The 24,803-nt window shown below is 75.0% G+C and carries 21 protein-coding genes; 7 read left to right on the top strand and 14 right to left on the bottom strand.

Annotated elements, in window-relative coordinates; translation table 11 throughout:
* Window positions 1-8 precede the first annotated feature (8 nt).
* The 5 genes from K353_RS18365 to K353_RS36885 all read right to left on the bottom strand — a co-directional run bounded on the left by K353_RS18365 (window position 9) and on the right by K353_RS36885 (window position 5,109).
* On the bottom strand, window positions 9-860 hold the full coding sequence (locus K353_RS18365; RefSeq protein ID WP_111554706.1) for an AfsR/SARP family transcriptional regulator: 852 nt from the start codon (window positions 858-860) through the stop codon (window positions 9-11).
* 105 nt (window positions 861-965) lie between these two features.
* Entirely contained in the window at window positions 966-2,048 is a 1,083-nt protein-coding gene (locus tag K353_RS18370) for a 4'-phosphopantetheinyl transferase superfamily protein (protein WP_233533670.1), read from the bottom strand.
* Window positions 2,026-2,907, bottom strand: coding sequence for a hypothetical protein (locus tag K353_RS18375; RefSeq protein ID WP_111554707.1), 882 nt, complete (start codon window positions 2,905-2,907; stop codon window positions 2,026-2,028). The genes K353_RS18370 and K353_RS18375 overlap by 23 nt, the downstream gene beginning before the upstream one ends.
* Window positions 2,904-3,308, bottom strand: a complete 405-nt coding sequence (locus K353_RS18380) for an acyl carrier protein (protein WP_111554708.1) — start codon at window positions 3,306-3,308, stop codon at window positions 2,904-2,906. The genes K353_RS18375 and K353_RS18380 overlap by 4 nt, the downstream gene beginning before the upstream one ends.
* A 64-nt stretch (window positions 3,309-3,372) precedes the next feature.
* Window positions 3,373-5,109 carry an acyl-CoA dehydrogenase gene (locus tag K353_RS36885; RefSeq protein ID WP_305000313.1) on the bottom strand — a complete coding sequence of 579 codons (1,737 nt, stop codon included), beginning with the start codon at window positions 5,107-5,109 and terminating at the stop codon, window positions 3,373-3,375.
* A gap of 231 nt (window positions 5,110-5,340) precedes the next feature.
* On the opposite strand from K353_RS36885, the gene K353_RS18390 reads away from it, so the two are divergent.
* The 3 genes from K353_RS18390 (at window position 5,341) to K353_RS18400 (ending at window position 7,900) form a co-directional block, all read left to right on the top strand.
* Entirely contained in the window at window positions 5,341-6,000 is a 660-nt protein-coding gene (locus K353_RS18390; RefSeq protein ID WP_111554709.1) for a ScbR family autoregulator-binding transcription factor, read from the top strand.
* A gap of 153 nt (window positions 6,001-6,153) precedes the next feature.
* Window positions 6,154-6,915, top strand: coding sequence for a polyprenol monophosphomannose synthase (locus K353_RS18395; protein ID WP_111554710.1), 762 nt, complete (start codon window positions 6,154-6,156; stop codon window positions 6,913-6,915).
* A gap of 73 nt (window positions 6,916-6,988) precedes the next feature.
* Window positions 6,989-7,900, top strand: coding sequence for a YhjD/YihY/BrkB family envelope integrity protein (locus tag K353_RS18400; RefSeq protein WP_111554711.1), 912 nt, complete (start codon window positions 6,989-6,991; stop codon window positions 7,898-7,900).
* Between the two features lie 125 nt (window positions 7,901-8,025).
* Here K353_RS18400 and K353_RS18405 read toward each other — a convergent pair whose 3' ends face one another.
* Complete coding sequence (locus tag K353_RS18405; RefSeq protein WP_111554712.1) at window positions 8,026-10,362, bottom strand: D-alanyl-D-alanine carboxypeptidase; 2,337 nt, start codon at window positions 10,360-10,362, stop codon at window positions 8,026-8,028.
* A gap of 300 nt (window positions 10,363-10,662) precedes the next feature.
* Between K353_RS18405 and K353_RS18410 the strand changes: the two genes are divergently transcribed.
* The 3 genes from K353_RS18410 (at window position 10,663) to K353_RS18420 (ending at window position 12,784) form a co-directional block, all read left to right on the top strand.
* Window positions 10,663-11,391, top strand: coding sequence for a GPP34 family phosphoprotein (locus K353_RS18410; protein WP_014137624.1), 729 nt, complete (start codon window positions 10,663-10,665; stop codon window positions 11,389-11,391).
* A 332-nt stretch (window positions 11,392-11,723) separates the two neighbouring features.
* Window positions 11,724-12,581, top strand: coding sequence for a helix-turn-helix transcriptional regulator (locus K353_RS18415; protein ID WP_111554713.1), 858 nt, complete (start codon window positions 11,724-11,726; stop codon window positions 12,579-12,581).
* Window positions 12,578-12,784, top strand: coding sequence for a DUF397 domain-containing protein (locus K353_RS18420; RefSeq protein WP_111554714.1), 207 nt, complete (start codon window positions 12,578-12,580; stop codon window positions 12,782-12,784). Before K353_RS18415 ends, K353_RS18420 begins: the two co-directional genes overlap by 4 nt.
* Window positions 12,785-12,916: 132 nt before the next feature.
* Here the strand turns inward: K353_RS18420 and K353_RS18425 are convergent, their stop codons facing one another.
* Together K353_RS18425 and K353_RS18430 are read right to left on the bottom strand one after the other, a co-directional pair.
* Window positions 12,917-14,020, bottom strand: a complete 1,104-nt coding sequence (locus K353_RS18425; RefSeq protein ID WP_111554715.1) for an ADP-ribosylglycohydrolase family protein — start codon at window positions 14,018-14,020, stop codon at window positions 12,917-12,919.
* A gap of 182 nt (window positions 14,021-14,202) precedes the next feature.
* On the bottom strand, window positions 14,203-16,791 hold the full coding sequence (locus K353_RS18430; RefSeq protein WP_111554716.1) for a bifunctional FO biosynthesis protein CofGH: 2,589 nt from the start codon (window positions 16,789-16,791) through the stop codon (window positions 14,203-14,205).
* A 185-nt stretch (window positions 16,792-16,976) separates the two neighbouring features.
* Here K353_RS18430 and K353_RS18435 point away from each other — a divergent pair, with 185 nt between their 5' ends.
* Window positions 16,977-18,245 (top strand): DUF2092 domain-containing protein, encoded by a 1,269-nt coding sequence (locus K353_RS18435; protein ID WP_233533671.1) that lies wholly within the window; start codon window positions 16,977-16,979, stop codon window positions 18,243-18,245.
* 82 nt (window positions 18,246-18,327) lie between these two features.
* Here K353_RS18435 and K353_RS18440 read toward each other — a convergent pair whose 3' ends face one another.
* The 6 genes from K353_RS18440 to K353_RS18465 form a co-directional block, all read right to left on the bottom strand.
* Entirely contained in the window at window positions 18,328-18,657 is a 330-nt protein-coding gene (locus K353_RS18440; RefSeq protein ID WP_146616504.1) for a hypothetical protein, read from the bottom strand.
* A 204-nt stretch (window positions 18,658-18,861) separates the two neighbouring features.
* Window positions 18,862-19,788 (bottom strand): EamA family transporter RarD, encoded by a 927-nt coding sequence (gene rarD, locus K353_RS18445; protein ID WP_111554718.1) that lies wholly within the window; start codon window positions 19,786-19,788, stop codon window positions 18,862-18,864.
* A 152-nt stretch (window positions 19,789-19,940) separates the two neighbouring features.
* Window positions 19,941-20,978 carry a 2-oxoacid:ferredoxin oxidoreductase subunit beta gene (locus K353_RS18450; protein ID WP_111554719.1) on the bottom strand — a complete coding sequence of 346 codons (1,038 nt, stop codon included), beginning with the start codon at window positions 20,976-20,978 and terminating at the stop codon, window positions 19,941-19,943.
* Window positions 20,975-22,924, bottom strand: coding sequence for a 2-oxoacid:acceptor oxidoreductase subunit alpha (locus tag K353_RS18455; RefSeq protein ID WP_111554720.1), 1,950 nt, complete (start codon window positions 22,922-22,924; stop codon window positions 20,975-20,977). The genes K353_RS18450 and K353_RS18455 overlap by 4 nt, the downstream gene beginning before the upstream one ends.
* Window positions 22,925-23,066: 142 nt before the next feature.
* A complete protein-coding gene (locus K353_RS18460; protein ID WP_111554721.1) occupies window positions 23,067-23,729 on the bottom strand; it encodes a response regulator transcription factor in 663 nt (220 codons plus the stop codon).
* Between the two features lie 45 nt (window positions 23,730-23,774).
* Window positions 23,775-24,788 (bottom strand): polyprenyl synthetase family protein, encoded by a 1,014-nt coding sequence (locus tag K353_RS18465; RefSeq protein ID WP_111554722.1) that lies wholly within the window; start codon window positions 24,786-24,788, stop codon window positions 23,775-23,777.
* Window positions 24,789-24,803: the final 15 nt, after the last annotated feature.

Here is a 24,803-nt window from a genome sequence, read left to right on the forward strand (position 1 = left end):
GACGGGCCCTAGCTGGCCGGGGCCAGCCGGCCGGCCGGGTACGGGGTGGGACGGCCGGCCGGGTGGGGGGTGCGGGCGGGGGCCGCGGCCGGGGCCTCCGACTCCAGCACCGCCTGGTGGGCGGCCCGGACCTCGGCGCACGGGTCGAGGCCGAGCTGGTCGATCAGCGCGGTGCGCAACCGCTGGTAGACCTCCAGCGCCCGCCAGCGCCCGCCGGTGCGGTGCAGCGCCCGCATCAGCTGCGCGTGCAGGCCCTCGTGCAGCGGGAACTCGGCGCACAGCGCGCCGAGTTCGACGATCAGTTCGTGGTGCCGGCCGAGCCGCATGTCGGCCGCGATCCGGCGCTCCAGCAGCGACAGCCGGACGTTCTCCAGCCGCAGCGCCTCGGCGGTCAGCCGGACGCCGGTGCGGGTGTCGGAGAGCGCGGGGCCGCTCCACAGCGCCAGCGCCTGGGCGAACAGCGCCGAGGCGCGCGCGTCGTCGCCGCCGTCGGCGGCCCGGTAGCCGGAGGCGGCCAGCCGCTGCATCCGCAGCATGTCGATGTCGCCGCCGGCCAGGTCGAGGGAGTAGCCGCCGGGCCTGGTCTGGAGCAGCCACTTCGGGTCCGGGGCGCCCGGGGCGGACCCGCTCCAGGCGGCGCCGATCAGCCGCCGCAGCCGGACCACGTACCCCTGGAGGGTGTTGTCCGCGCTGCGCGGCGGCGCCTCGCCCCAGATCTCGGACATCAGCGTCCCGGAGGGGACGGTGGAGCCCTGGTGGAGCGCCAGCAGGGCCAGCACCGCCCGGGGTTTGGCCGCCGCCGGCACCACCGAGAGCCCGTTCTCCGTGGCCCCGAATCTCCCCAACACCGTGATTTCCATCAGGACTTCCCCCTAGTCGCAACCGACGGTCGGAACCGGTCCTGCCGCGGTGCGGCGGCACGCGGTCGTCTTGGAGCACTATTGAAAAACCGACCAGACGGTTTGTCAATCGCGGGGCCGGTAGAACTCCCCGATCGCCGCGGCCAGCGCCGCGTCGGCCATCGAGGCCACCCCGACCGCCGCCGGGTCCGGCGCGCCGAACCCGGCGTCCCGCAGCGCGAAACTGGCCGCGTAGCCGGGCAGCGTCAGCGCCACCGAGCCGAAGCTCCACTCCGCGCCGGGGCCGCTGCCGCCGTCCGGGCCGCGCACCTGGAGCAGGTCGGGACCGGCGCCGGGCCCGCCCTGCTCGAAGCCGAACTCGGTGAACCGGAACCGCAGCCCCTGCCCGATCGCCTTGCTGTACGCCTCCTTGAGCGTCCACAGCCGCACCAGCGCCGGGTTGCGCTCCGGCTCCGGCAGCGCGGCCAGCAGCGCCGACTCGCGCGGCGTGCAGATCAGTTGCTCGGCCCCGGTGCCGACCAGCGGCCGGTCGGCGGCCTCCGCGTCGACCCCGATCAGCCCCCGGGTGGTCAGCCCGATCAGCAGCAGGTCGTCGGTGTGGCTCAGCGAGATGTCCACCTGGTCGCAGCCGCGCAGGTACGGCCGCCCGTGCAGGCTGTAGCCCAGCTCGATCGCCTCCGGGCGGACCCGGACGGCCCGGGCCGCGACGTGCTTGATCATCGCCCGGGAGGCGGCGAACCTGGCCCTCACCTCCGGGTGGGTCAGCTCCTGGTAGCGGCCCCAGTCCGCGCCCAGCAGCCGGCGCAGCGCCGGGCCCCCGGTGTCGGCCGGTGCCCACTCGTCGATCCGGGCGTGCAGCAGCGCGGTGCCGTGCACCTCCAACTGCCGGGCCAGCGGCTCGCCGAACGCGCACGGCCCCGGCGCCGGGATCGACCGGCTCGGCCCGGCGTCGCCCAGCGAGAGCCACAGCGCCGCCGGACGCCGCCCGGGCCGGGCCCGCCACGACGCCCCGCCGCCCGGCCGCAGCCCGTCGCCCGCCGCCGCGGACCCCGGTCCGGCGGCACCCGGCCCGGCAGACCCCGCCCCGGCGGCACCCGGCCCGCCGGGGCGTCCGGGCCCGTCCAGGCGGGCGAACAGCGGGCCGCGGTCCGGCGCGGCCCACGGCTCAGTGGTGCTCTCGGTCGTCATCGCCCCTCCTCGGCCGGTCCCGCCGGCCCACCAGCCGGGCCGCCCGCCGCGCGCACAGCAGCAGCAGCCGCTCGTCGAACGGTCCCGCCCCCGGATGCCGGGGCCGGGCCGCGCCGTGCCGCTCCAGGTCCACCACGGCCAGCCGGGGGAAGCGCGACGTCAGCCGCAGCACCCGGGCGTTGGCCTCCCGCCAGAGCCCGCCCAGCAGCGCCCCGTCCGCACCGCCGCCGGACGGAGCGGCCGGAGCCGACGGAACGGGCGGAGCCGACGGGTCGGCCGGGGCCGCCGGGTCGGGCCGCGGCAGGGTGGTGGTCAGCAGCAGTCCCGTGCCGACCCGCTGGTGCACCTCCAGCAGCGAGGACAGCAGCCGGTGGTGGTCGGCGGCGGCCCGCCGGAAGCCCTCCGGGCCGCTCGGCACGGCCAGTTCGCGGTCCAGCGCGCCCGGGTCGACCAGGCAGAGCGTCAGGTCCGGCCGGGACGCGTACACCCCCGAGGCCGGGTCGGCCAGGTCGTACGCCCAGGTGCCCGGCGGGGAGACCGCCGCCCGCAACAGCCTTCCGTCCCGGGCCAGTTCGACCGCGAGCGGGGGCAGCGCGGCGGCGGGCGGCACGTCCCCGGCCAGCGCCACCCGCACCGGACGGGCACCCGGCGGACCGTCCGCCGGCGGGCCCGGCGGCGGACCCGCCCGATCCGCCGCCGGGCCGGGCGCCGGCCAGGCCAGCAGGCTGCCCGCCCGGAGCAGCTCCTCGCCCTCCAGCACCGCCAGCAGGGCGGGCACCCGGCGGATCTCGCGCACCAGCCGCCCGCTGCGGTGCAGGTCGCGCAGGACGGCCAGGGCCCGGCGGGACGCGGCCGTCATGCGGGCACTCCCCCGGAGTCCGCGGGCAGCTCGGCCAGCAGCTCCGCCAGGTGCCCGTGCAGCAGGTCGACGGTCGGGTAGTCCCAGCACACCGCCGGGTCCAGCGCCAGCCCGTAGCGCGCCTCCAGCGCGACGTACAGCTGGAGCGCCGCCACCGAGTCCAGCCCGAGCCCCGCCAGCGGACGGTCGCACGGCACCTCCTCGACACCGAGACCGAGCCGCCCGGCCACCTGCTCGCACAGCCACCCCCGGACGTCCGCCCCGCCCGCCGCCTCGCTCCCCGGCCCGCCGACCGGCCCACCAGCCGGCTCACCGGCCAGCCCGACCGGTCTGCCCGCCGGTCCGCCCGTCGCGGGGCTCGCCGCCGCGGCCGTGGAACGCGCCGTCGTGGTTGCCGACATCAGGGTCTCCTCGTGATCGGGTCGTGTCGTGGGGCCGTGCGCCGGCGGCGCGGGGCCGGCGCGGTCATCCGGCCAGCGGGGTGTCGTACAGGTCGAAGCTGCGCAGGGACGCGAAGCGGTCCAGGAGTTCGCGGTGGACGTGGTCGGCGCAGGCGCGCGGCAGCTCGCCGGCCGGGTGGCCGAGTCGGCGCACGATCCGCGCGAGGGCGGGGGCCAGCCAGCCGGGGTCGGCCAGGAAGCCGTCCGGGCTCGCCGGGTCGGGCGCGGTCCGCTCGTGCTGCCAGACGCCCAGGCAGGCGGCGGCGGCCAGCACCAGCACGTAGCGGTCGGCGGCGGCGAACACCCCCGGGTGCCCGTCCGGGGCGCCCGCCAGGCGGCCCGGCAGCTCGCGCAGCTCCCGGACCACCGTCCCGGCCAGGGCGGCCGCCGACGCGGTCGCGGCCGGGGCCCCGGGGACGGCGGCGAGCGAGCGCAGCGTCGCGGTGCCCTCGGCCAGCGAGGCGGCCAGCGCGTCGTGCCGGGCGGCCGGCACCAGCCGGTCCAGGTCCAGCCCGGGCAGCGGCCCGCGGGGCCGGAACAGCTCGGCGGGGGCGGGTTCGCCGGACATCGGCGGGCGCTCCAGCAGCCGGGCCAACTGCGGGACCAGGGTGGCCAGGCAGGCCGAGTTCCCGGCGTGCCCGAGGCTGATCACCGGCAGGTCCCGGACGTTCTTCTGGAACAGCCCGTACGGGCCGGAGCGGTCGAAGACCCGCGCGCCCAGCACCACCGACAGGTCGTAGGTGCTCTCCCGCAGCAGCCGGGGCAGCAGGTAGCGCACCGCCGCGGCCAGCACGCTGGTCTGGGTGGGCAGCAGGTGCGCCGCCCGGGTCGCCACCAGGGCCAGGCTGTCGGCGATCAGCAGGTCCACGAAGGCGGCGTCCATCGCCGCCCGGGCCGCCGGGGTGCGCAGCAGCGGGCGTCCGTACCTGCTGCGCCCGACCGCGAAGGAGAGCGCGGTGCGCAGGCAGGTGTCGGCCGAGGCGATCGCCATCGACGGGAGCAGGCTGCGGGTCAGCTGGAAGGAGCGCTGGGCCAGGCCCACGCCGGTGCCGGGCGCGCCGAGCAGCCGGTCGGCGGGGGCGGGCTGTCCGGCGAAGGCCAGGCCCACCGCCTCCAGTCCGCGCATGCCGGTCATCCGGCGGCGCGGCAGCACCCGGTAGCGGCCCGGCTCGGTCCGCGCCGGGTCGAGCAGCAGGGCGCAGTGGTCGTGCGGGCCGGTCTCGGCCTCGGTGCGGGCGAACAGCACCAGCAGCCCGGCCCGGCCGCCGTTGTTGACCACCGGCTTCACCCCGCGCAGGGTGTAGCCGTCGGCGGTCCGGTCGGCCGTCAGCGAGCTGCGGACGAAGTCGCCGCCCCGGCCCGAGCCCTGGTGCGCCACCGCGACCCGGCCGCCGGCCAGCAGCAGCCGGGCGGTGCGCTCGCGCTGCTCGGGGCGGCCGCCGAACCAGACGTTGGCGGCGGCCAGCACCGAGGTCGCGCCGAAGCCGAGCCCCAGGGTGGCGTCCCGGCGGAAGACCGGCCGCAGCACCCGGGCCAGCGCGTCCACCCGGTCCAGCCGCCCGCCGAGCGCGGTCGGCACGAACTCGGCGGCGATGCCGTGCCCGTGCAGCAGGCGCTCGCCCTCGGCCAGCATCTCGGCCCGCTCGTCGGCGGCGAGCACCGCGGCCGCGCCGGTCGGGTTGCCCGGGTCGCCGGGGTCGCCGAGCAGGTCCTCGACCGCCGCCACCCGGGCGGCGACCGCCGCCTCGTCGGAGCCCGTCACGGATCCTCGCCCCCCTCGAATCTCCCGGTACGGGCGCCCCGGTGGGCTCCGAACGAACCATCGGAACGGTCGACGGCCGTGTCCGGTCACAGTGGTACGCCCGTGACCTGGAGCGGTCCTGCACCCGGGCTGGCGCCGGTTCAAAAGTTGAATACCTTGCGAGCGGTTTATTTTCCGGGCCCCGGTGTGAAATGTTGGCCGGGTCGCTCACAGGTTGGGGAAGGACCGCACGTGCTCAAGCAAGAACGCGCCCTGCAGACCCGTCGGACGGTGCTGGACGCGGCCGCCCGGGTGTTCGCCGTCAACGGCTACCTGGGGACGAGCCTCGCCCAGATCCTCGCCGAGGCGGGCGTCACCAAGGGAGCGCTCTACTTCCACTTCTCCTCCAAGGAGGAACTCGCCCGGGCCGTCGTCGACGAGCAGTTCGCCCCCGCCGCGGACGGCGAGGCCGCCCCGCTGCCCGAGGGCCCCGCGCTGCAGGCCGCGATCGACCTCAGCCACGGGATCGGGCGCTCGCTGCGCGAGGACCCGATGATGCAGGCCAGCATCCGGCTGGTCATCGAGCAGGCGTTCACCGAGCCCGACCCCGGGCCCTACCTGCGCTGGATCGAGGTGATCGAGCAGCTGCTCACCGAGGCGCACCGGGTCGGCGACCTGCGCGCCACGGTCGTCCCCGCCGACCTGGCCCGCTTCGTGATCAGCTCCTTCACCGGCATCCAGCTGGTCTCCGGCGTCCTCGACCACCGGACCGAACTCTCCCGCCGGGTCGGCGACATGTGGGAGCTGATCCTGCCGACCGTCGTCCCGCCGCGCCGCCTGCACAAGTTCCGCGCCCGCCCGGAGACCCCCGCCGACGCCGACACCGGAGCTGCCGACGCCGACACCGCCTGACGCCGCCCGCGCACCACCGGACCTGGGCCGGGGCGCCCGGGCGGACGCCCGGACCCACCCGGTGGCCGTGGGCACCGCTCCGGGTGACCTACCGTGGAAGTCGCGCGCACCCGTGTGCCGCCCCGGCCAGTCGCTCCTGAAAGGCACCCACCTGTGAGCTCCTCCCCGGAGACCCCGTTCGCCGGACTCGGCGAGATCCTGGTGATCATCCCGACCTACAACGAGGCCGAGAACGTCGAACGGATCGTGTCCCGCGTCCGCGCCGCCGTCCCCGAGGCGCACGTGCTGGTCGCGGACGACAACAGCCCGGACGGCACCGGCAAGCTCGCCGACGCCCTCGCCGCCGACGACCCGCACGTCAAGGTGCTGCACCGCCCGGGCAAGGAGGGCCTCGGCGCGGCCTACCTGGCCGGTTTCCGCTGGGGCATCGACGGCGGCTACGACGTGCTGGTCGAGATGGACGCGGACGGCTCGCACCAGCCGGAGGAGCTGCCCCGGCTGCTCACCGCGCTGCGCGGCGCGGACCTGGTGCTGGGCTCCCGCTGGGTGCCCGGCGGCGCGGTGGTGAACTGGCCGAAGTCGCGGCTGCTGCTGTCGAAGGGCGGCTCCACCTACTCCCGGCTGATGCTGGACGTGCCGATCCGGGACGTCACCGGCGGCTACCGGGCCTTCCGCAAGGAGACCCTGCTGGGCCTCGGCATGGACCAGGTCTCCTCGCAGGGCTACTGCTTCCAGGTCGACCTGGCCTGGCGCGCGGTGCGGGCCGGGTTCAAGGTCGCCGAGGTGCCGATCACCTTCGTGGAGCGCGAGCACGGCGCGTCCAAGATGAGCCGCGACATCGTGGTCGAGGCGCTGTGGCGGGTCACCGCCTGGGGCGTGGGCGACCGGGTCGCCAAGCTCACCCGGAAGAAGTAGGCGGCCGCCCTCCGACTCCCCCGGCCGGTGACGATGGAAGTTCCCGGCCGGCGGAGCTTGCGGAGGTGGCGGCGTGACGGAGTCACTGCGACGGGCTGGACGGGACCCCGACCCGGGTCCCCGGCGGTGGGAGTCCGCGAAGGAGCGGGCGGCCCGCCTCACCGCCACCGCCAAGGGCGCCCCCGAGCGCTTCCCGCTGGTCGGGCGGGCCGCCAGCAACCTGATCCGGGTGAACCTGCTGGACAACGCCACCCGGCTGGCCGCGCAGGCCTTCCTGTCCGCGCTGCCGGCCCTGTTCGTGGTCGCGGTGTTCGCCCCCGCGACGCTCAAGCACAGCATCACCGGTTCGCTGCGCGAACAGCTCGGCCTGCAGGGCAGCGCCCAGCAGCAGGTCCAGCAGCTGATGAACACCCCGCACGACGACAGCGCCAGCCAGAGCTTCGGGGTGCTCGGCGTGCTGGTCGCCCTGGCGTCCGCGACCGCGCTGAGCCGGGCGCTCCAGCGGGTCTGCGAACGGGCCTGGGAGATGCCGAAGCACAGCGCCCGGCTGGCCCTGTGGCGCTGGGTGGTGTGGCTGCTGGCGTGGCTGGTGTTCCTGGTCGTCCAGGTGCCGCTGCGCAAGGGCTTCGGCGCCGGCCTGTGGCTGGGCGTCCCGCTGACCTTCCTGGCCTCCACCGGCGTGTGGTGGTGGACGCAGCACCTGCTGCTCGGCGGCCGGGTCCGCTGGTACCCGCTGCTGCCGGGCGCGGTGCTCTGCGGTGTCGGCGAGGTCGGCTTCGGCATCGCCTCGCAGGTGTGGCTGCCGTACGCGATGTCCGAGTCGGTCGACAAGTTCGGCCCGTACGGGGTGGTGTTCACCGTGCTGTCCTGGCTGATCGCGCTGTTCACCGCCATCACCCTGGCGCTGGTGCTGGGCCGGGTGGTCTCCGAGGAGCCGATCGTGGCCCGCGCCCTCGGCACCCGCACCGAACCCGGCAGCTGGTAGCCCCGCGCCTCCCCTCACCCCCCTCCCTCTCCCCCTCCCTCGGAACGGCCCCGGCCCCGGTCCCCGCCGCAGTGGACGGGGGCCGGGGCCGGAGCGCGGGGCCGGGGGGCCGGGGTGGTGGGGCCTCAGCCGAGGCGCAGCAGGCGGGAGGTGATGGACGCCGGGGCCAGGTCCGACCGGAGGACGACCGGCACCTCGACCCGGCCGTCGCCCTCGCCCGCCGCGATCGTGCCGACCTGGGTGCCGGCCGGCAGGGTGTGGGCGATCTTCCCGACCGGGGTCAGGGTCAGGTGCGCGGTGATGCCGTTCCAGCCCGCGACGGTCAGGTCCTTGGCCGCCACCACCGGCACCTTGCCGCCCACGCCGTCGTCCACGTGGCCGACCACGTCGCCCTGCTTGGCCAGGGTCTGCCCGGCCAGCGCGGTCTGCGCGGCCACGTTGATCCGCTGGCTGGGCGCCTGGGCGGCGGTGACCAGGCTCGGGTCCTCCTTCGTCGCGGGCTGGCCCAGCGTCACGCCGAGGACCATCCGCTGCACGCCGCCGACCTCCTTGACCGCCGCCCACATCAGGCAGGACTGGGCGGGGGTGGAGGAGCCGGTCTTGCCGCCGATCATGCCGTTCTTGCCCAGCAGCTTGTTGGTGTTGTAGATCCGCTGGCCGTTGAACCGGGTGTCCGGCTCGGCGATGACCTGCTTGAAGATGTCCAGCTGCATGGCCTTCTCGGCCAGCTTCAGCTGGTCCTTCGCGGTCGACTTGGTGTCGTTGCTGTACCCGGCCGCGTCCGCGTAGGTGGTGTTGCCCATGCCGAGCTGCGCGGCGGTGTCGTTCATCTTCTTCACGAACTCCGGCTCGCTGCCGGAGTCCCAGCGGGCCAGCAGCCGGGCCACGTTGTTGGCCGACGGCAGCATCAGCATCTCCAGCGCCTCGTACTGGGTGAGCTGCTGGCCCTCGGTCAGCGGCACCGTCGACTCGTCGTTGTTGCCCGACTCCTGCGCGGCCAGCTTGTCCACGGTGAGCACCGGGCCGCTCTCCCCCTTCTTCAAGGGGTGCGCCTGGAGGATCAGGTACGCGTTCATCACCTTGGTGACGGACGCGATCGGCACCGGCGTCTCCTCCCCCGACGCCCCCAGGCTGCCCACGCCCACCACCTCGGCCGCGGCCTGGCCCTTCGTCGGCCACGGGATGGTCGGCTGCTCGCCCCCGAAGGTGAACGAGTCCGCCAGCGAGAGCTTCGCCTTCGGCGTCGGCAGCGGACGCAGCAACTGCGCCGCGACCAGCACGCCCAGCACCACGGCCAGGAAGACGCCCCAGACCGTGATCCGCTTCACCGCCCGGCGCAACGGCGTCATCGGACGGGCGCTGAGCGACTTCAGCACCTCCAGCGCCTCGATGGTGCTCTCCGGCCCGGGCGCGGCAGGCACCGGCGGCGCAGGCGGCGGAACGGCGGCCGCGGCGGGCGCGGACGCCCGAACGGGCGCGGGGACGGACGCGGCAGCGGCCGGGGCGGACTTCGGTCCGGCCTTCGGCTCCGGCCCGGGCGCCGCGGCCTCCGGGGGGAGCCGGAGCATCACGGTCTGCTCGGGACGGTCCTTGTCGACCCGCAGCGTCATCGTCGGATCGGGCTTCGCGGCGGGCCCGGCGTCGGAGCCGGTCTCCGCCTGCTCCGCGTCCTCATCCTCCTGCTCCGCGTCCTCGGCCTTGCCCCGGCCCGCCGCCGCACCGGCCTTCGCCGGTCCCGCCGCCCGCAGGGTCACGGTCGGCTGCGGCCCGGCCGGAACGGACTCCCCCTCCGACCCGCCCTCGGCCCCGACTCCCTCGTCCTCGTGCTCCGCCCCGGCCTCGTCCTCGCCCTCGTCAGCGGCCTCGGGCAGATCCGTCAGTCGGAGCATCATGGTCGGCTCGGGCTTCGCGGCGGAACCGGAACCGCCCTCGTCCGCAGGCGCGGCCTCGTCCTCGGCACTCGCCCCACCGGCGGGCGCAGCCTCGCCCTCGCCCTCGTCCTCGCCCTCAGACCCAGCCTCGGCGGCAGGCGCGGCCCCGTCCTCGCTCCCCGTCTCGGGCAGCTCCGGCATCCGCAGCATCATCGTCCGCTGCGGCCCGGCCGGAACGGCTTCCGCCTCCGATTCCTCCGGGTCCTCCGCGTCCTCCGCGTCATCCCCTTCCCCTCCTCCCGCGTCCCGCGTCTCCGGCCGGTCCGGTACCGCGGGTGTCGGGGCCGATTCCGTCTCGGATTCCGGGGCGTCCTCGTCCCGAGGGGTGGGACGGGAGTCGGCGAGGGCGGCGCTCGCCTCGGGGAGGTCGGCGGGGAGGCGGAGGGCGGCGGTGCGGGTGTCCGCATCGCGGACGCGCAGGTGGACGGTGCCGTTGCCCCCGGCGCGCTCGCCGGGTTCGCGCGGGGTCTCCTCGGTCTCGGCCGACCGCGTCTCGCCGTCGTGCCGCTCGCTCTGCGGGGACTCGCCCACGTAACCCACTCCTCCTCGTCCGCCCGGCACCGCCGGTCCGATCACACAAGCTGGTTTTTTTCGGGCGGGTTCTCGGCCCGGCCCAGCACCTGTACAGTCTCCGGCACCGAGCCCGCAAGGGCCCGCCGCACCCCGCCCGACCGGCGGTTTTTCCTGCCCGTACGGGCTGTTGCCCGGTCAGACGCGGCGCCGTCGGACGGCGGTTCCAGCCTGCCCGGGCAAGGTCACGATTCGGAGGCGTACTCGACAAGCCTGTGTGAGAGGCGTCACCCTGTCATTCATCCACGCGGGGAGGCTTGGATGGGCAGAGGCCGTCGAACCATTCCCGAGGAGCTGCTGTTGCTCGCGCTGGACCCGGCCACGGGTACCACCGCACAGCCGCAGACCCTCGACCTCGGACTTGCCGGGGCGCAGCTCGTCGAGCTGTCCCTGGCCGGAAGGATAGTCCCGGACGGGGACCGGATCGCCGTGGTGGTGCCACGGCCGACCGGTGATCCGACACTTGACCACGCACTGGAGCTGTTGCGCCGGCGCGGCAGTCCGGTGCGCGCCGCGCACTGGATCGGTGGCCCGCGCCTGGGCCTCCGGCAGACGTACCTGGCGCACCTGGAGCGGTGCGGCATGGTGACGGCTGTGGCCGGCCAGGTCTGCGGGGTGCTGCCGACGACGCGCTACCAGGCGTCGGACGACTGCACCAACGCGGCGATCAAGCAGCGGCTGGACACGGCGATCCGCACCGGCGTGCCGCCGGACCCGCGGACGGCCGCGCTGGCGGCACTGGCGCACGCGGTCGGCCTGGGCAAGCACCTGTACCCGGGCAACGAGGGGCGGTCCTCGCGCTCCCGGCTGCGGGACCTGATCAGGTACGACCCGCTGGGCGGCATGGTGGCCCACGCGGTGATGGACGTGCAGAACGGTCTGCCCGCCCAGCAGCAGCAGGGCAGGTCGGCGCCCGCGGGTTCGCGCGGTCCGGCCGGTCGCCCCGCTGCCGCGGGGCGCGGCGTGGCCAGTCGGGTGGGCGCGCGATGAGCGGCGCACGCCGTTAGCGTTCGGTTCGGCAGGAGGGCGGGCGGCCCGGTGCGATGCACCGGGCCGCCCGCCCTCTGTCGTTCCACCGCGCCGCCGCCCGTTCCGCGCCCCGACGCCCCGTCAGGAACCGCGTGCGGCAAGGGTCTCCCTTTAGCGGGTGGACGCGCCGAGCGCAAGGGCCCGGTTCCATATTGAGCTATTTTCAGATGATCTGTTCTACTGCGGTACTGCGATTCCCGGGCGTGGACCGTGGGTGAAGTGGCATGCTGCTCAGCGTCAGGGGGTTGGTACCAATTACCGCACTGTTGCCAGAAGTGGGGCCGGAGGTCAATGTGTCCGCCAGCGTGAATCCGACGGTTCGCCGCCGTAGGCTCGGTGCCGAACTCCGGCGTCTGCGCGAACTCAGGGGGATGACCGCCGAAGAGGTGGCCGGCCGCCTGATGGTCTCCCAGTCGAAGATCAGCCGACTGGAGAACGGCCGCCGCTCGATCAGCCAGCGCGACGTGCGCGACCTGTGCGACGTCTACGAGGTCGAGGACGAGCGGGTCCGCGCCGGGCTGATGGAGATGGCCAAGGAGTCGCGCCAGCGCGGCTGGTGGCACGAGTTCGGGGACATCCCGTACAGCGTGTACATCGGGCTGGAGGCGGAGGCGTCCTCGATCCGGGCGTACGAGTCCTCGTTCGTGCCGGGGCTGCTGCAGACCCGCGAGTACGCCGAGGCGGTGGTGGCCGGGACGCAGCCGGACACCGACCCGACCGCGATCCGCCGCCGGGTGGACGTCCGGCTCAAGCGGCAGCACCGCATCAACGGCGAGGACCAGCTGGGCAGCCTGTGGGTCGTGATAGACGAGGCCGTGCTGCGCCGCCAGGTCGGCGGGAAGCGGGTCATGGCCGAGCAGTTGTACCAGCTCGTCGAACTGGGCGAGCGGGCGAACATCAACCTCCAGGTGATCCCCTTTAGCCACGGCTCCCACCCCGGCATGACCGGGACATTCTCCCTGCTGGAGTTCCCCGAGTCGGCGGATTCCACGGTCGTCTACTTCGAAGGAGTGACGAGCGATCTCTACCTGGAGAAGGACGCCGACGTCCGCCGCTATACCAATCTGTACGACCACCTGAGGGCCGCGGCGCTGAGTGTCGCGGAGAGCCGGTCGATGATCGCCACCATCGCAGAGGAGTTCATGAAATGAGCAAGGCCACCGAGAGCCTGACCTGGCGCAAGAGCAGCTACAGCGGGGGCAACGGTGCCTGCGTGGAGATCGCCCTGCCGGGTTCGGCTTCCGTCGCGGTCCGGGACTCCAAGGACCCGCAGGGCCCGCAGCTGCGCTTCTCCGGCGAGTCCTGGGCGGCGTTCGCCGTGGCGGCCGGTGCGGGCCGCTTCGGCGAGGTCTGATCCTCCGACCGGTACGGGGGTGCCCGCCGCTTCCCGCGCGGCGGGCACCTTCGTGTCCGGACGCCTTCGTGTCCGGACGCCTTCACGTCCGGGCCCGAGCGGTCGGCGGCCCGGACGGTCGGTGGCCCCGGGTCAGGCGTCGGCGGCCGGGTAGCGGAGCGACCAGGCTTCGGTGCCGTGCAGTTCGGGGCCGTGCAGCAGCTCCAGCACCAGGTCGTCGGCGAGTTCCAGGATGGTGCCGCGGCCCTCGACCTCGGCCAGCAGGTCCGGCGGGAGGGCGGTCTCGCCGTGCAGGGCGCCCAGCAGGTTGCCGCAGATCGAGCCGGTGGAGTCGCTGTCGCCGGAGTGGTTGACGGCCAGCAGCAGGCCGCTGCGGACGTCCTCGGCGACCAGCGCGCAGTACAGGCCGATGGCGAGCGCCTCCTCGGCGACCCAGCCCTCGCCGAGCGCCTCGACCCGCTCGGGGGACGGCGCCCCGGCCCGCACCGCGTCCAGGGCGGCGCGCAGCGCGGCGGTGGTCTCCTCGTGGCCGGTGCGCTCGGAGAGCAGGGCCAGCGCCAGGTGGACGCCCTCCTCCAGGGTGCCGCCCCGGGCGACCGCGTGGACGACCACCGCGAACGCCCCGGCGGACAGGTAGCCGGTGGGGTGGCCGTGGGTCAGCACCGAGCACTCGACGGCGAGTTGGAAGACCAGCGCCGGGTCCCAGGCGGTGAGCAGCCCGAACGGGGCGGCCCGCATCACGGTGCCGCAGCCCTTGGAGTTCGGGTTGCGCGGCTCCTCGACGGTGGGCAGCGGGCCGCTCTCGGTGCCGGCCAGGCCGGACAGGCAGGCCTGGCCGGGCGCGCGGCGGGCGTACAGCCACTCCTCGTGGCCGAGCCAGCCCAGGTCCTTGCGGCGCTCGTCCGGGCCCCAGTCCTGCTGGGTGGCGTACCAGCGCAGGTAGGCGCGGTGCAGGTCGGACGGCGGGTGCCAGGAGCCGGCGTCGCGGTTGATGTGGGAGCGGATCAGGCCGTCGACGGTGAACAGGGTCATCTGGGTGTCGTCGGTGATCGCGCCGCGCCGCCCGTACGCGGGGACGTAGCCGGTCACGCCCGTCTCGCCGTGGACCGCGCGGATCTGCTCCAGCTGCTCGAACTCGATGCCGCCGCCGAGCGCGTCCCCGATCGCCCCGCCGAGCAGGCAGCCCCGGACCCGGCTGCGGAAGTCCTGCTGCTGGGCGCGTGACCACAGAGGCATCACGGGGCGGAACCCTTTCGGTCGGCGGCCGCGGGCGGGCGCACGGGCGGTAGACGCACCCTATTCGAAGAGCAGCGCGAAAAGGCCCCCCGCCCCGAACATCGATTCGCCCGCCCGACCACGCCCGGTCACGCCCGCCCGGCGCGCCACCGCCCGCCCGGCGCGCCACCGCCCGCCCGGCCCTAGTCGGCCAGCGGCAGCAGCCGGGGCAGGTGCCCGTCGGAGGCGAGCGCGGCGGCCCGGCGCTCGGCCGGCACCTCGCCGTACAGGGTGGTGCGCTGCCGGGGCGGGCGGCCGGCCAGGGCGGCGATCGCCTCCAGGTCGCGCACCGACTTGTAGGAGCCCCAGGAGGAGCCCGCCATCCGGGAGATGGTCTCCTCCATCAGGGTGCCGCCCAGGTCGTTGGCGCCGCTGCGGAGCATCTCGGCGGCGCCCTCCGCGCCCAGCTTGACCCAGCTGGTCTGGATGTTGGTGAGGTGCGGGTGCAGCAGCAGCCGGGCCATCGCGGTCACCGCCCGGTTGTCGCGGGCGGTCGGGCCGGGCCGGGCGATGCCCGCCAGGTAGACCGGCGCGTTGGTGTGCACGAACGGCAGCGTGACGAACTCGGTGAAGCCGCCGGTGCGCTGCTGGAGTTCGGCGAGCAGCCGCAGGTGGCCCAGCCAGTGCTTCGGGGTGTCGACGTGGCCGTACATCATGGTCGAGGACGAGCGCAGGCCCAGCTCGTGCGCGGCGGTGACCACCTCGACCCAGGTCGCGGCGGGCAGCTTGCCCTTGGTGAGCACCCAGCGGACCTCGTCGTCCAGGATCTCCGCCGCCGTGCCGGGGATCGAGTCCAGGCCGGACTCCTTCGCCCGGGCCAGCCAGTCGCGGATCGACAGGCCGGTGCGGGTGGCCCCGTTGACCACCTCCATCGGCGAGAAGGCGTGCACGTGGATGCCCGGCACCCGCTCCTTCACCGCCCGCGCGATGTCGAAGTAGGCGGTGCCCGGCAGGTCCGGGTGGATGCCGCCCTGCATGCACACCTCGGTCGCGCCCACCGCCCAGGCCTGCTCGGCCCGTTCGGCGACCTGCTCCAGCGAGAGGGTGTAGGCGTCCACGTCGGTGCGGCGCTGGGCGAAGGCGCAGAACCGGCAGCCGGTGTAGCAGACGTTGGTGAAGTTGACGTTCCGGGTGACGCAGTACGTGACGTCCTCGCCGACGGTGTCGCGGCGCAGCTCGTCGGCGATCCGGGTCAGCGCGTCCAGCGCCGGGCCGTCGGCGTGGAACAGCGCCAGCGCCTGGTCGTCGGTCAGCTTCTCCGGGTCGTCGGCGGCCGTGGAGAGCGCGGCCCGCAGGTCCGCGTCGAGCCGCCGGGGAGCGGGCAGCGCGGCCTGTTCGCGCAGCGACTCCCAGTCGCCGTACACGTCGTCGAAGTCGGAGCGCCGGTCGCCGGTGCGGCCCTCGGTGTCGACGGTGCGGAACAGGTCGGTGCGGCCGCCGCCGGTCATGGGCTCGTCCGGCTCCTGCCAGGGCAGGCCGACGGGGCGGGCGCCCTCGACGGCCAGGCCGGTGGCCGGGTCGGCCAGCGCCCGGACGTGCGGCAGCAGGCGCGGGTCCAGCCAGGGCTCGCCGCGCTTGAGGTACTCGGGGTGGATGGTGAGCCGCTCGCGCAGCGCGAACCCGGCGGCGGCGGTGCGCTCGGCCAGCTCCTCGACGTGCGGCCAGGGGCGCTCCGGGTTGACGTGGTCGGGCGTCAGCGGGGAGACGCCGCCCCAGTCGTCGATGCCCGCGCCGATCAGCAGCGCGTACTCGGCGTCCACCAGGTTCGGCGGGGCCTGGATGCGGGCGGTCGGGCCGAGCACCAGCCGGGCCACCGCCACCGCCGCGGCCAGCTCGGAGAGTTCGGCGTCTGGCATGGCCCGCATCGCGGTGTCCGGCTTGGCCCGGAAGTTCTGCACGATCACCTCCTGCACGCCCTGGTAGGCGCGGGAGACCTTGCGGATCGCCAGCAGCGCGTCGGCCCGCTCCTCGTACGTCTCGCCGATGCCGATCAGCACCCCGGTGGTGAACGGCACCGCGCTGCGCCCGGCGTCCTCCAGCACCCGCAGCCGGACGGCCGGTTCCTTGTCGGGCGAGCCGTGGTGCGGGCCGCCGGGCTCCGACCAGAGGCGGACGGCGGTGGTCTCCAGCATCATGCCCATCGACGGGGCGACCGGCTTGAGCCGCTGGAAGTCCGTCCAGGACAGCACCCCGGGGTTGAGGTGCGGCAGCAGCCCGGTCTCCTCCAGCACCCGCACCGCCATCGCCCGCACGTACGCCAGGGTGTCGTCGTAGCCGTGCGCGTCCAGCCACTCGCGGGCCTCCGGCCAGCGCTCCTCGGGGCGGTCGCCGAGCGTGAACAGCGCTTCCTTGCAGCCGAGTTCGGCGCCCCGGCGGGCGATGTCCAGCACCTCGTCCGGGGAGAGGTACAGCCCGTGGCCGTCCTTGCGCAGCCTGCCCGGCACGGTGACGAAGGTGCAGTAGTGGCAGCGGTCCCGGCAGAGCCGGGTCAGCGGGACGAACACCTTGCGCGAGTACGTGATGACGCCGGGGCGGCCCGCCTGCTCCAGCCCGGCGTCCCGGAGCCGGGCGGCGACCGCGCACAGCCGCTCCAGGTCCTCGCCGCGGGCCTGCAGCAGCACCGCCGCCTCCGCGACGTCCAGCGCCACCCCGTCCCGGGCCCGGCGCAGCGCGCGCCGCATCGCGGTCGGGATCGGGGCGGTGGCGGCTGCGGACGGGGGCTGGAGGCTCATGGGCCCGACCCTACGCGAGAGGTAGCCCTCCGGGACCACACGACCCTGACGGCGTCTCAGGGTCGTGACGCCCCGGGTACGACGGGAGGCGTACGGCGATCTGCTGCCGCCGGGCGACGCCACCGGACGCCCCCGGGGGCTCTAATGGACGGTGACAGCGCACAGGCACTCGGAAGGGGGCTGCCATGGAGCACGACTCCACCGCAGACGCAGGACAGGACACCGCACCGCTCCGGATCGCTCCGGCCGAACGGGCCGAGCGCCCGGCCCGGCCCGCGCAGCGGCGCACCGCCGTCCGGGTGGGCGTGCCGCTGGCGGTCGCCGCGGCGGTCGCCGCCGGCATCGGCCTGGTGCCCGCGCTCGCCAGCGACGAGGCGCCCGACCTGCCCCCGGTCAGCGCCCAGGACCTGGTCGCGAAGGCGCTCGCCGCGGACACCGACACCTTCTCCGGCACCGTCCGGATCAGCGCCGACCTCGGCCTGCCCGCCGTCCTCACCGACGCCGCGTCCGGCTCCGGCGCCCTCGGCAGCCTGGCCCGCAGCGCGGGCGCGGGCGTCGGCGGCGCCGACCCGCAGCTGAAGGCCGTCGAACTGCTCGGCGGCTCGCACACCCTGACCGTCGCCGCGGCCGGGCCCGAGCGGCAGCGGCTCACCCTCTCCGGCGAGAAGTCCGGCTACGAGCTGGTCCACGACGGCGACCAGGTCTGGGCCTACGACCGCGACTCCCGGCAGGCCCTGCACGTCACCGGCGTCGGCGTCGGCGGCGCTGCCGGGGCCGGGGCCGGGGAGCACGACGCGGGCAGGGCCGGCATCGGCGCGTTCACCCCGCAGGACGTCGCCGCGCGGCTCCTGGCGCACTCCGCCGCGACCACCTCCGTCACCGTCAGCGGCACCGAGCGGATCGCCGGGCACGACGCGTACCGGCTGAGCGTCCGGCCGAAGCAGGCCGGTTCGACCATCGACGAGATCCGGGTCTCGATCGACGCCGAGAAGGGCGTGCCACTGGCCGTGCAGGTCCGCACGACCGACGGCGCGACCGCGTTCGACATCCGCTTCGGCACCCTCTCCTACGCCGAACCGGCCGCCGGGACCTTCGCGTTCACCGCCCCCAAGGGCGCGAAGGTGGTCGAGGCACCCGCCTCCGCCCTGCCGCACGACCCGCTCGCCTCCGCGCTGCCCGCGCTGCCCTCCCTGCCCGCCGAACCGGCCCCCGGGCAGGACGCGGCGGGCCGGGGTGCGGCGGGCGGGGTGATCGGCGAGGGCTGGACCACCGTGCTGCACGGCACCGCGGGCGCCGAGGCCGCGAAGGGCCTGGCCAAGTTCACCGGCCGTCCCGTCGACGGCGGCACCCTGGTCTCGACCCGCGTCGTCAACGCCCTGATCACCACCGACGGCCGGGTCTACCTGGGCGCCGTCACCCCGGAGACGCTCCAGCAGGCGGCGAAGCACTCCTGACCCGCGGGCGCGGGTCGGACGGCCGCCGGGGCCCGGCGGCCGTCCGGCTGTCCGGCCGTCCGGCTGTCCAGCCGTCCGGCCGTCAGAAGGCGGTGCGCCGGGTGGAGGCGGCGGCCAGGGCCAGGGCCGGGAGGTCGGCCGGCGGGACCAGGAAGAGCGGGGACCACCCGGCGCTGACCAGGCGCACCCCGGCGGTGAGGCCGTGCAGGCGGGCCAGGTGGGAGTGGCGGAGCTCGACCCGGTCGAGGCGGTAGGGCGGCAGCAGGTCGACCGGGTCGCCCGTGCCGGGGTGCCAGCGGATCTCGGCGGGCAGGCCGCGGTGCCGGACGATGCGCAGCTCGCCGCTCTGCGACCCGCCGGCCTCCCGCCGGACGGCGGGAACGTGGCGGAGCACGGGACGGGCGAGGTGCACCACAGGAGTTCCTCCCGCGCGCCGGGACAGCTGGCGACCGGGTCGCGCAGCACGGACGTTAGCAGTCCGGGCATCCGGTTGAGGAGATCCCGCGGAGACGTTCTTCACCGGCCCCGGGCCCGCGCGCGGTGCCCGCGCGCCCGTCCGCGGCCTCGCCGCCGCCCGAGCGCCCGCCGCCCCCGTCCCGTCGGCCCACGGCGTCCGTCAGCCCGCTGCGGTGGCCGGCACCGGGGTGCGCCGCCGTTCGACGCGCAGGCGCCGCAGCGCGTCCCAGCTGAGCACCACCAGCGCCACCCAGACCAGCGCGAACCCGGCCCAGCGGGCCGGCTCCATCGTCTCGTGGAACACCGTCACGCCGATCAGGAACTGCGAGACCGGCGCCAGGTACTGGAGCAGCCCCAGCGTGGTCAGCGGGACCCGCAGCGCCGCCGCGCCGAAGCACATCAGCGGGACCGCCGTGATCACCCCGCTCGCCACCAGCAGCGCGGTGTGGCCCCAGCCGTGGTGGCCCAGGGTGCCCTGGCCGCGCACCTCCAGGTACACCAGGAACGCCACCGCGAACGGGAACATCACCGCGCTCTCCACCGCGAGGCTCTCCGCCCCGCCCAGGCCGACCTTCTTCTTCAGCAGCCCGTAGGTGGCGAACGAGAACGCCAGCGTCAGCGCGATCCACGGCGGCCGGCCGTACGCCACCGTCAGCACCAGCACCGCGACGGTGCCGACGCCCACCGCCGTCCACTGCGCCGGGCGCAGCCGCTCGCGCAGCACCAGCACGCCGAACGCGATCGTCACCAGCGGGTTGATGAAGTACCCCAGGCTGGTCTCCACCACGTGCCCGGAGTTCACGCCCCAGATGTAGACGCCCCAGTTCACCGAGACGGTGGCCGCCGCGAGCGCCAGCATGCCCAGCCGCCGGGGCTGGCGCAGCAGCGGCCGGACCCACGCCCAGCGCCGCCGCACCAGCAGCATCGCCGCGACCGCGACCAGCGACCAGGCCATCCGGTTGGCCAGGATGTCGGCCGCCCCGGCGGGCTCCAGCAGCGGCCAGAACAGCGGGAACAGCCCCCACATCCCGTACGCCGCGAAGCCGTTCCACAACCCGACCCTGGCCTCCCGCGAACCCTCCGCCATGGCCTGCCTGCCCCCTCACCCGCGCGCCGTCCGTGTCACCCGAAAGGTAGCGGCCCGCGAACGCGGATGTCATCCCCGAATGGTGGGGACGGTGCTGACAGTGCCGGGGTCCGGGGGAGCGGCGCTCCCCCGGGCCCCGGCGGGAAGGTCCGCTACCCGCCCACCGTCCAGGTGTGGGGGCCCGCGAGCAGGGCGGCGAGGTCGCCCCGGCCGCGCCGGGCCTCGGCGCGGGCGAGCTGTTCGGTCATCAGCGTGTCGTAGACCGGGCGGGCGACGTCGCGCAGGACGCCGATCGGGGTGTGGTGCAGGGTGTCGGCGTCGGCGAGGCGGGTGAGGGCGAAGGCGGTGGCCGGCCCGGCCGCGTGGGCGTCGTGGACGATCGCGGTGCCCTCGCCGCGCGGGGCGATGCGCAGTTCGCCGTCCGGGTCGCGCACCACGTGGCGCTCGGCGCCGACCAGGACCGGCTGCCCGTGTTCGAGGCGGATCAGCGCCTCGTCGCGGGTGCCCGGCTCCTTGAGGAGCTCGAAGGCGCCGTCGTTGAAGATGTTGCAGTTCTGGTAGATCTCCACCAGCGCGGTGCCCTCGTGCTGCGCGGCGGCCCGCAGCACGGACTGCAGGTGCCGGCGGTCGGAGTCGATGGTGCGGGCCACGAAGGTGGCCTCGGCGCCGACGGCCAGCGAGAGCGGGTTGAAGGGGGCGTCGAGCGAGCCCATCGGCGTCGACTTGGTGATCTTGCCGACCTCGCTGGTGGGCGAGTACTGGCCCTTGGTCAGGCCGTAGATCCGGTTGTTGAACAGCAGGATCTTCAGGTTGACGTTGCGGCGCAGCGCGTGGATCAGGTGGTTGCCGCCGATGGAGAGCGCGTCGCCGTCACCGGTGACCACCCACACCGACAGGTCGGGGCGGGAGGCGGCCAGGCCGGTGGCGATCGCCGGGGCGCGGCCGTGGATGGAGTGCATCCCGTAGGTGTTCATGTAGTACGGGAAGCGCGAGGAGCAGCCGATGCCGGAGACGAAGACGGTGTTCTCGCGCCGGATGCCCAGCTCGGGCATGAAGGACTGCACGGCGGCGAGGATCGCGTAGTCGCCGCAGCCGGGGCACCAGCGCACCTCCTGGTCGGTCTTGAAGTCCTTCGCGGTCTGCGCCCCGTCCGCCTTGGGGACCAGGCGCAGGGCGGGGAAGTCGGTCATCGGTTCTCCTGCGCGTCGAGGCTGCCGAGGGCGGCGTGCAGCACGTCGGCGAGTTGGGCGGCCTTGAACGGCAGGCCGCGGACCTGGTTGTAGGACTGGGCGTCGACGAGGTAGCGGGCCCGCAGCAGCAGGGCGAGCTGACCGAGGTTCATCTCGGGGACGATCACCCGCTCGTAGCCGCGCAGCACCGCGCCGAGGTTGGCCGGGAAGGGGTTGAGGTGGCGCAGGTGGGCCTGGGCGACGTGGCCGCCGTCGGCCCGCACCCGGCGCACCGCGGCGGTGATCGGGCCGTAGGTGGAGCCCCAGCCGAGCACCAGGACCCGGGCCCGGCCCGCCGGGTCGTCGACCTGGACGTCGGGGACCGCGATGTTGTCGACCTTGGCCTGCCGGGTGCGGACCATGAAGTCGTGGTTGGCCGGGTCGTAGGAGATGTCGCCGGTGCCGTCCTGCTTCTCGATGCCGCCGATCCGGTGCTCCAGGCCGGGCGTGCCGGGCACCGCCCAGGGGCGGGCCAGCGTGTGCGGGTCGCGCTGGTAGGGGCGGAAGGCGCCGTCCGGGCCGTTCGGCTCGGTGGCGAACTCGACCCGCAGGTCCGGGAGTTCGCTGAGGGCGGGGAGCTTCCACGGCTCGGAGCCGTTGGCCAGGTAGCCGTCCGAGAGCAGGAACACCGGGGTGCGGTAGGTGAGCGCGATCCGGGCCGCGTCCAGGGCCGCGCCGAAGCACTCGGCGGGGGTGGCGGGCGCCACGATCGGCACCGGCGCCTCGCCGTTGCGGCCGAACATCGCCTGCAGCAGGTCGGCCTGCTCGGTCTTGGTCGGCAGGCCGGTGGACGGCCCGCCGCGCTGGATGTCGACCACCAGCAGCGGCAGCTCCAGCGACACCGCCAGCCCGATCGTCTCGCTCTTGAGCGCCACCCCGGGCCCGGAGGTGGTGGTCACCCCCAGCGCGCCGCCGAACGCCGCGCCCAGCGCGGCGCCGATCCCGGCGATCTCGTCCTCGGCCTGGAAGGTGCGCACCCCGAAGTCCTTGTGCTTCGACAGCTCGTGCAGGATGTCCGAGGCCGGGGTGATCGGGTACGAGCCGAGGAACACCGGCAGCCCGGCGCACTCCCCCGCCGCGACCAGGCCGTAGGACAGCGCCAGGTTCCCGGAGATGTTGCGGTAGGTGCCCGGGGCCAGCTCGGCCGGCGGCACCTCGTAGGAGACCGCGAAGTCCTCGGTGGTCTCGCCGAAGTTCCACCCCGCCCGGAACGCCGCCACGTTGGCCTCGGCGATCTCCGGCTTCTTCGCGAACTTCTGCCGCAGGAACAGCTCCGTGCCGTGCGTGGGCCGGTGGTACATCCAGGACAGCAGGCCCAGCGCGAACATGTTCTTCGCCCGCTCGGCGTCCTTGCGGGCCAGGCCGCTGTCCTTGAGCGCCTCCAGGGTCAGCGTGGTCAGCGGCACCGGGTGCAGCCGGAACGCCGCCAGCGAGCCGTCGCCCAGCGGGTCCGCCGGGTAGCCGACCTTGGCCAGCGCCCGCTTGGTGAACTCGTCGGTGTCGACGATGATCTCCGCTCCGGGCGACAGGTCCGGCACGTTGGCCTTCAGCGCCGCCGGGTTCATCGCCACCAGCACGTCCGGCGCGTCCCCCGGCGTCAGGATGTCGTGGTCCGCGAAGTGCAGCTGGAAGCTGGAGACCCCCGGCAGCGTCCCGGCGGGCGCCCGGATCTCGGCCGGGAAGTTCGGCAGCGTCGACAGGTCGTTCCCGAACGCCGCCGTCTCCGAGGTGAACCGGTCCCCGGTCAGCTGCATCCCGTCACCCGAGTCACCCGCGAACCGGATGACCACCCGATCCAACCGCCTGATCGGCTTCGCCGTCCGCCCGGACGCCGCCCGCGCCGCCCCACCGGGGCCGCCGCCGTCCGGACCGTCCACTGCTTCCGACTGATCGACCTGACTGGTCACTGCCGCGGACCTCCTCGTCGGGGAGCCAGCAGCGGGCGTGAGCCGTGTGCCCCGTCCGCCTGGTGCACCACTGGGCATCCTAAGCGGGCGGGGCGCGGCGGGAGGGGAACTCGCGCAGTCCGTTCGGGCGGTCAGCGGGCGGTCAGGACTCCAGGTAGGCGAGGACGGCGAGAACCCGCCGGTGGTCCTGCTGGCTCTGGCCCAAACCCAGTTTCTGGAAGATGTTCGACACGTGCTTCTCGACCGCGCCGTCGGAGACCACGAGCTGCCGGGCGATGGCCGCGTTGGTGCGGCCCTCGGCCATCAGGCCCAGCACCTCGCGCTCGCGGGGGGTCAGGGCCGCCAGGGTGTCGACCTGGCGGCTGCGGCTGAGCAGCTGCTGCACCACCTCCGGGTCCAGCGCGGTGCCGCCCGCGGCGACCCGGGCGACCGCGTCGGCGAACTCGCGGACCTCGGCGACCCGGTCCTTGAGCAGGTAGCCCACGCCCCGGGTGGAGCCGGCCAGCAGCTCGCTCGCGTACTGCTCCTCGACGTGCTGGGAGAGCACCAGCACGCCCAGGGCGGGGTGCCGTCCGCGCAGCTCCACGCAGGCCCGGACGCCCTCGTCGGTGTGCGTCGGCGGCATCCGGACGTCCGCCACCACGACGTCGGGCAGGGCGCCCCCGGCGTGCAGCGCGTCGACCGTCCGCACCAGGGCGTCGCCGTCGCCGACCCCCGCCACGACCTCCATCCCGCGGTCCGTCAGCAGTCGGGTCAGCCCCTCGCGGAGCAGTACGGAGTCCTCGGCGATCACCACGCGCAACATGGCACCGACCCTATCGAGAACCGGGCGGGCGCCGGGCCGCGGCCGCTACATGGTGCGGATCGCGACGGTGTCGCACAGCTCCTGGAGGGCGGCCTTGGCCGAGCAGTCGGGGAGGGTGTCGAGCAGCGCCCGGGCGTCCTCGGCGTAGCGCAGCGTCTCGCGGCGGGCCCGCTCCAGCGCCGGGTGGCGGCGCAGCAGGCGCAGCGCCTCGGCGTGCGCGGCGTCGTCGGCGGCCAGGTCGGTGTCGAGCAGTTCGCGCAGCCGGACGTCCTCGGGGTCGTCCGGGTCGACGGGCATCTGGCGCAGCAGCAGCACGGGCAGGGTGGGGACGCCCTCGCGCAGGTCGGTGCCGGGGGTCTTGCCGGACTCGTGGCCGTCGCTGGCGATGTCGAGGACGTCGTCGGCGAGTTGGAAGGCGGTGCCGATCCGCTCGCCGTACTGGGTGAGCAGGTCGACGATCCAGCGTTCGGCGCCGGCCATCAGGGCGCCGAAGCGGCAGGCCACGGCGATCAGCGAGCCGGTCTTGCCGGACAGCACGTCCAGGTAGTGGCGCAGCGGGTCGTCCTCGGGGCGCGGCCCGGCGGTCTCCAGGATCTGGCCGGTGACCAGCCGTTCGAAGGCGTCGGACTGGATGCGGACGGCCTCGGTGCCGAGGTCGGAGAGCACCTGGGAGGCGCGGGAGAACAGGAAGTCGCCGGTGAGGATGGCCACCGAGTTGTCCCAGCGGCTGTTGGCGCTGGGGGCGCCGCGGCGCACCGGCGCCTCGTCCATCACGTCGTCGTGGTACAGCGTGGCGAGGTGGGTCAGTTCGACGACCACCGCGGAGGGCACCACGCCGGGCGCCGCCGGGTCGCCGAACTGGGCGGCCAGCATCACCAGCAGCGGGCGGAAGCGCTTGCCGCCGGCCTCGATGAGGTGGCTGGCGGTCACCGTGATGAAGGGCACGTCGCTCTTGACGGCCTCGGCCAGGGCGGCCTCCACGGCCTCCATCCCGGCCTGGACGTCCCGGGTCAGATCGCGGTCCTGCACGCTCAGCCCGAAGGGCCCCACGACGGTCACGCTGACCACTCCTGT

This window comes from Kitasatospora sp. SolWspMP-SS2h, assembly GCF_003259315.1.
In the GTDB taxonomy this organism is placed as follows: Bacteria; Actinomycetota; Actinomycetes; order Streptomycetales; family Streptomycetaceae; genus Kitasatospora; species Kitasatospora fiedleri.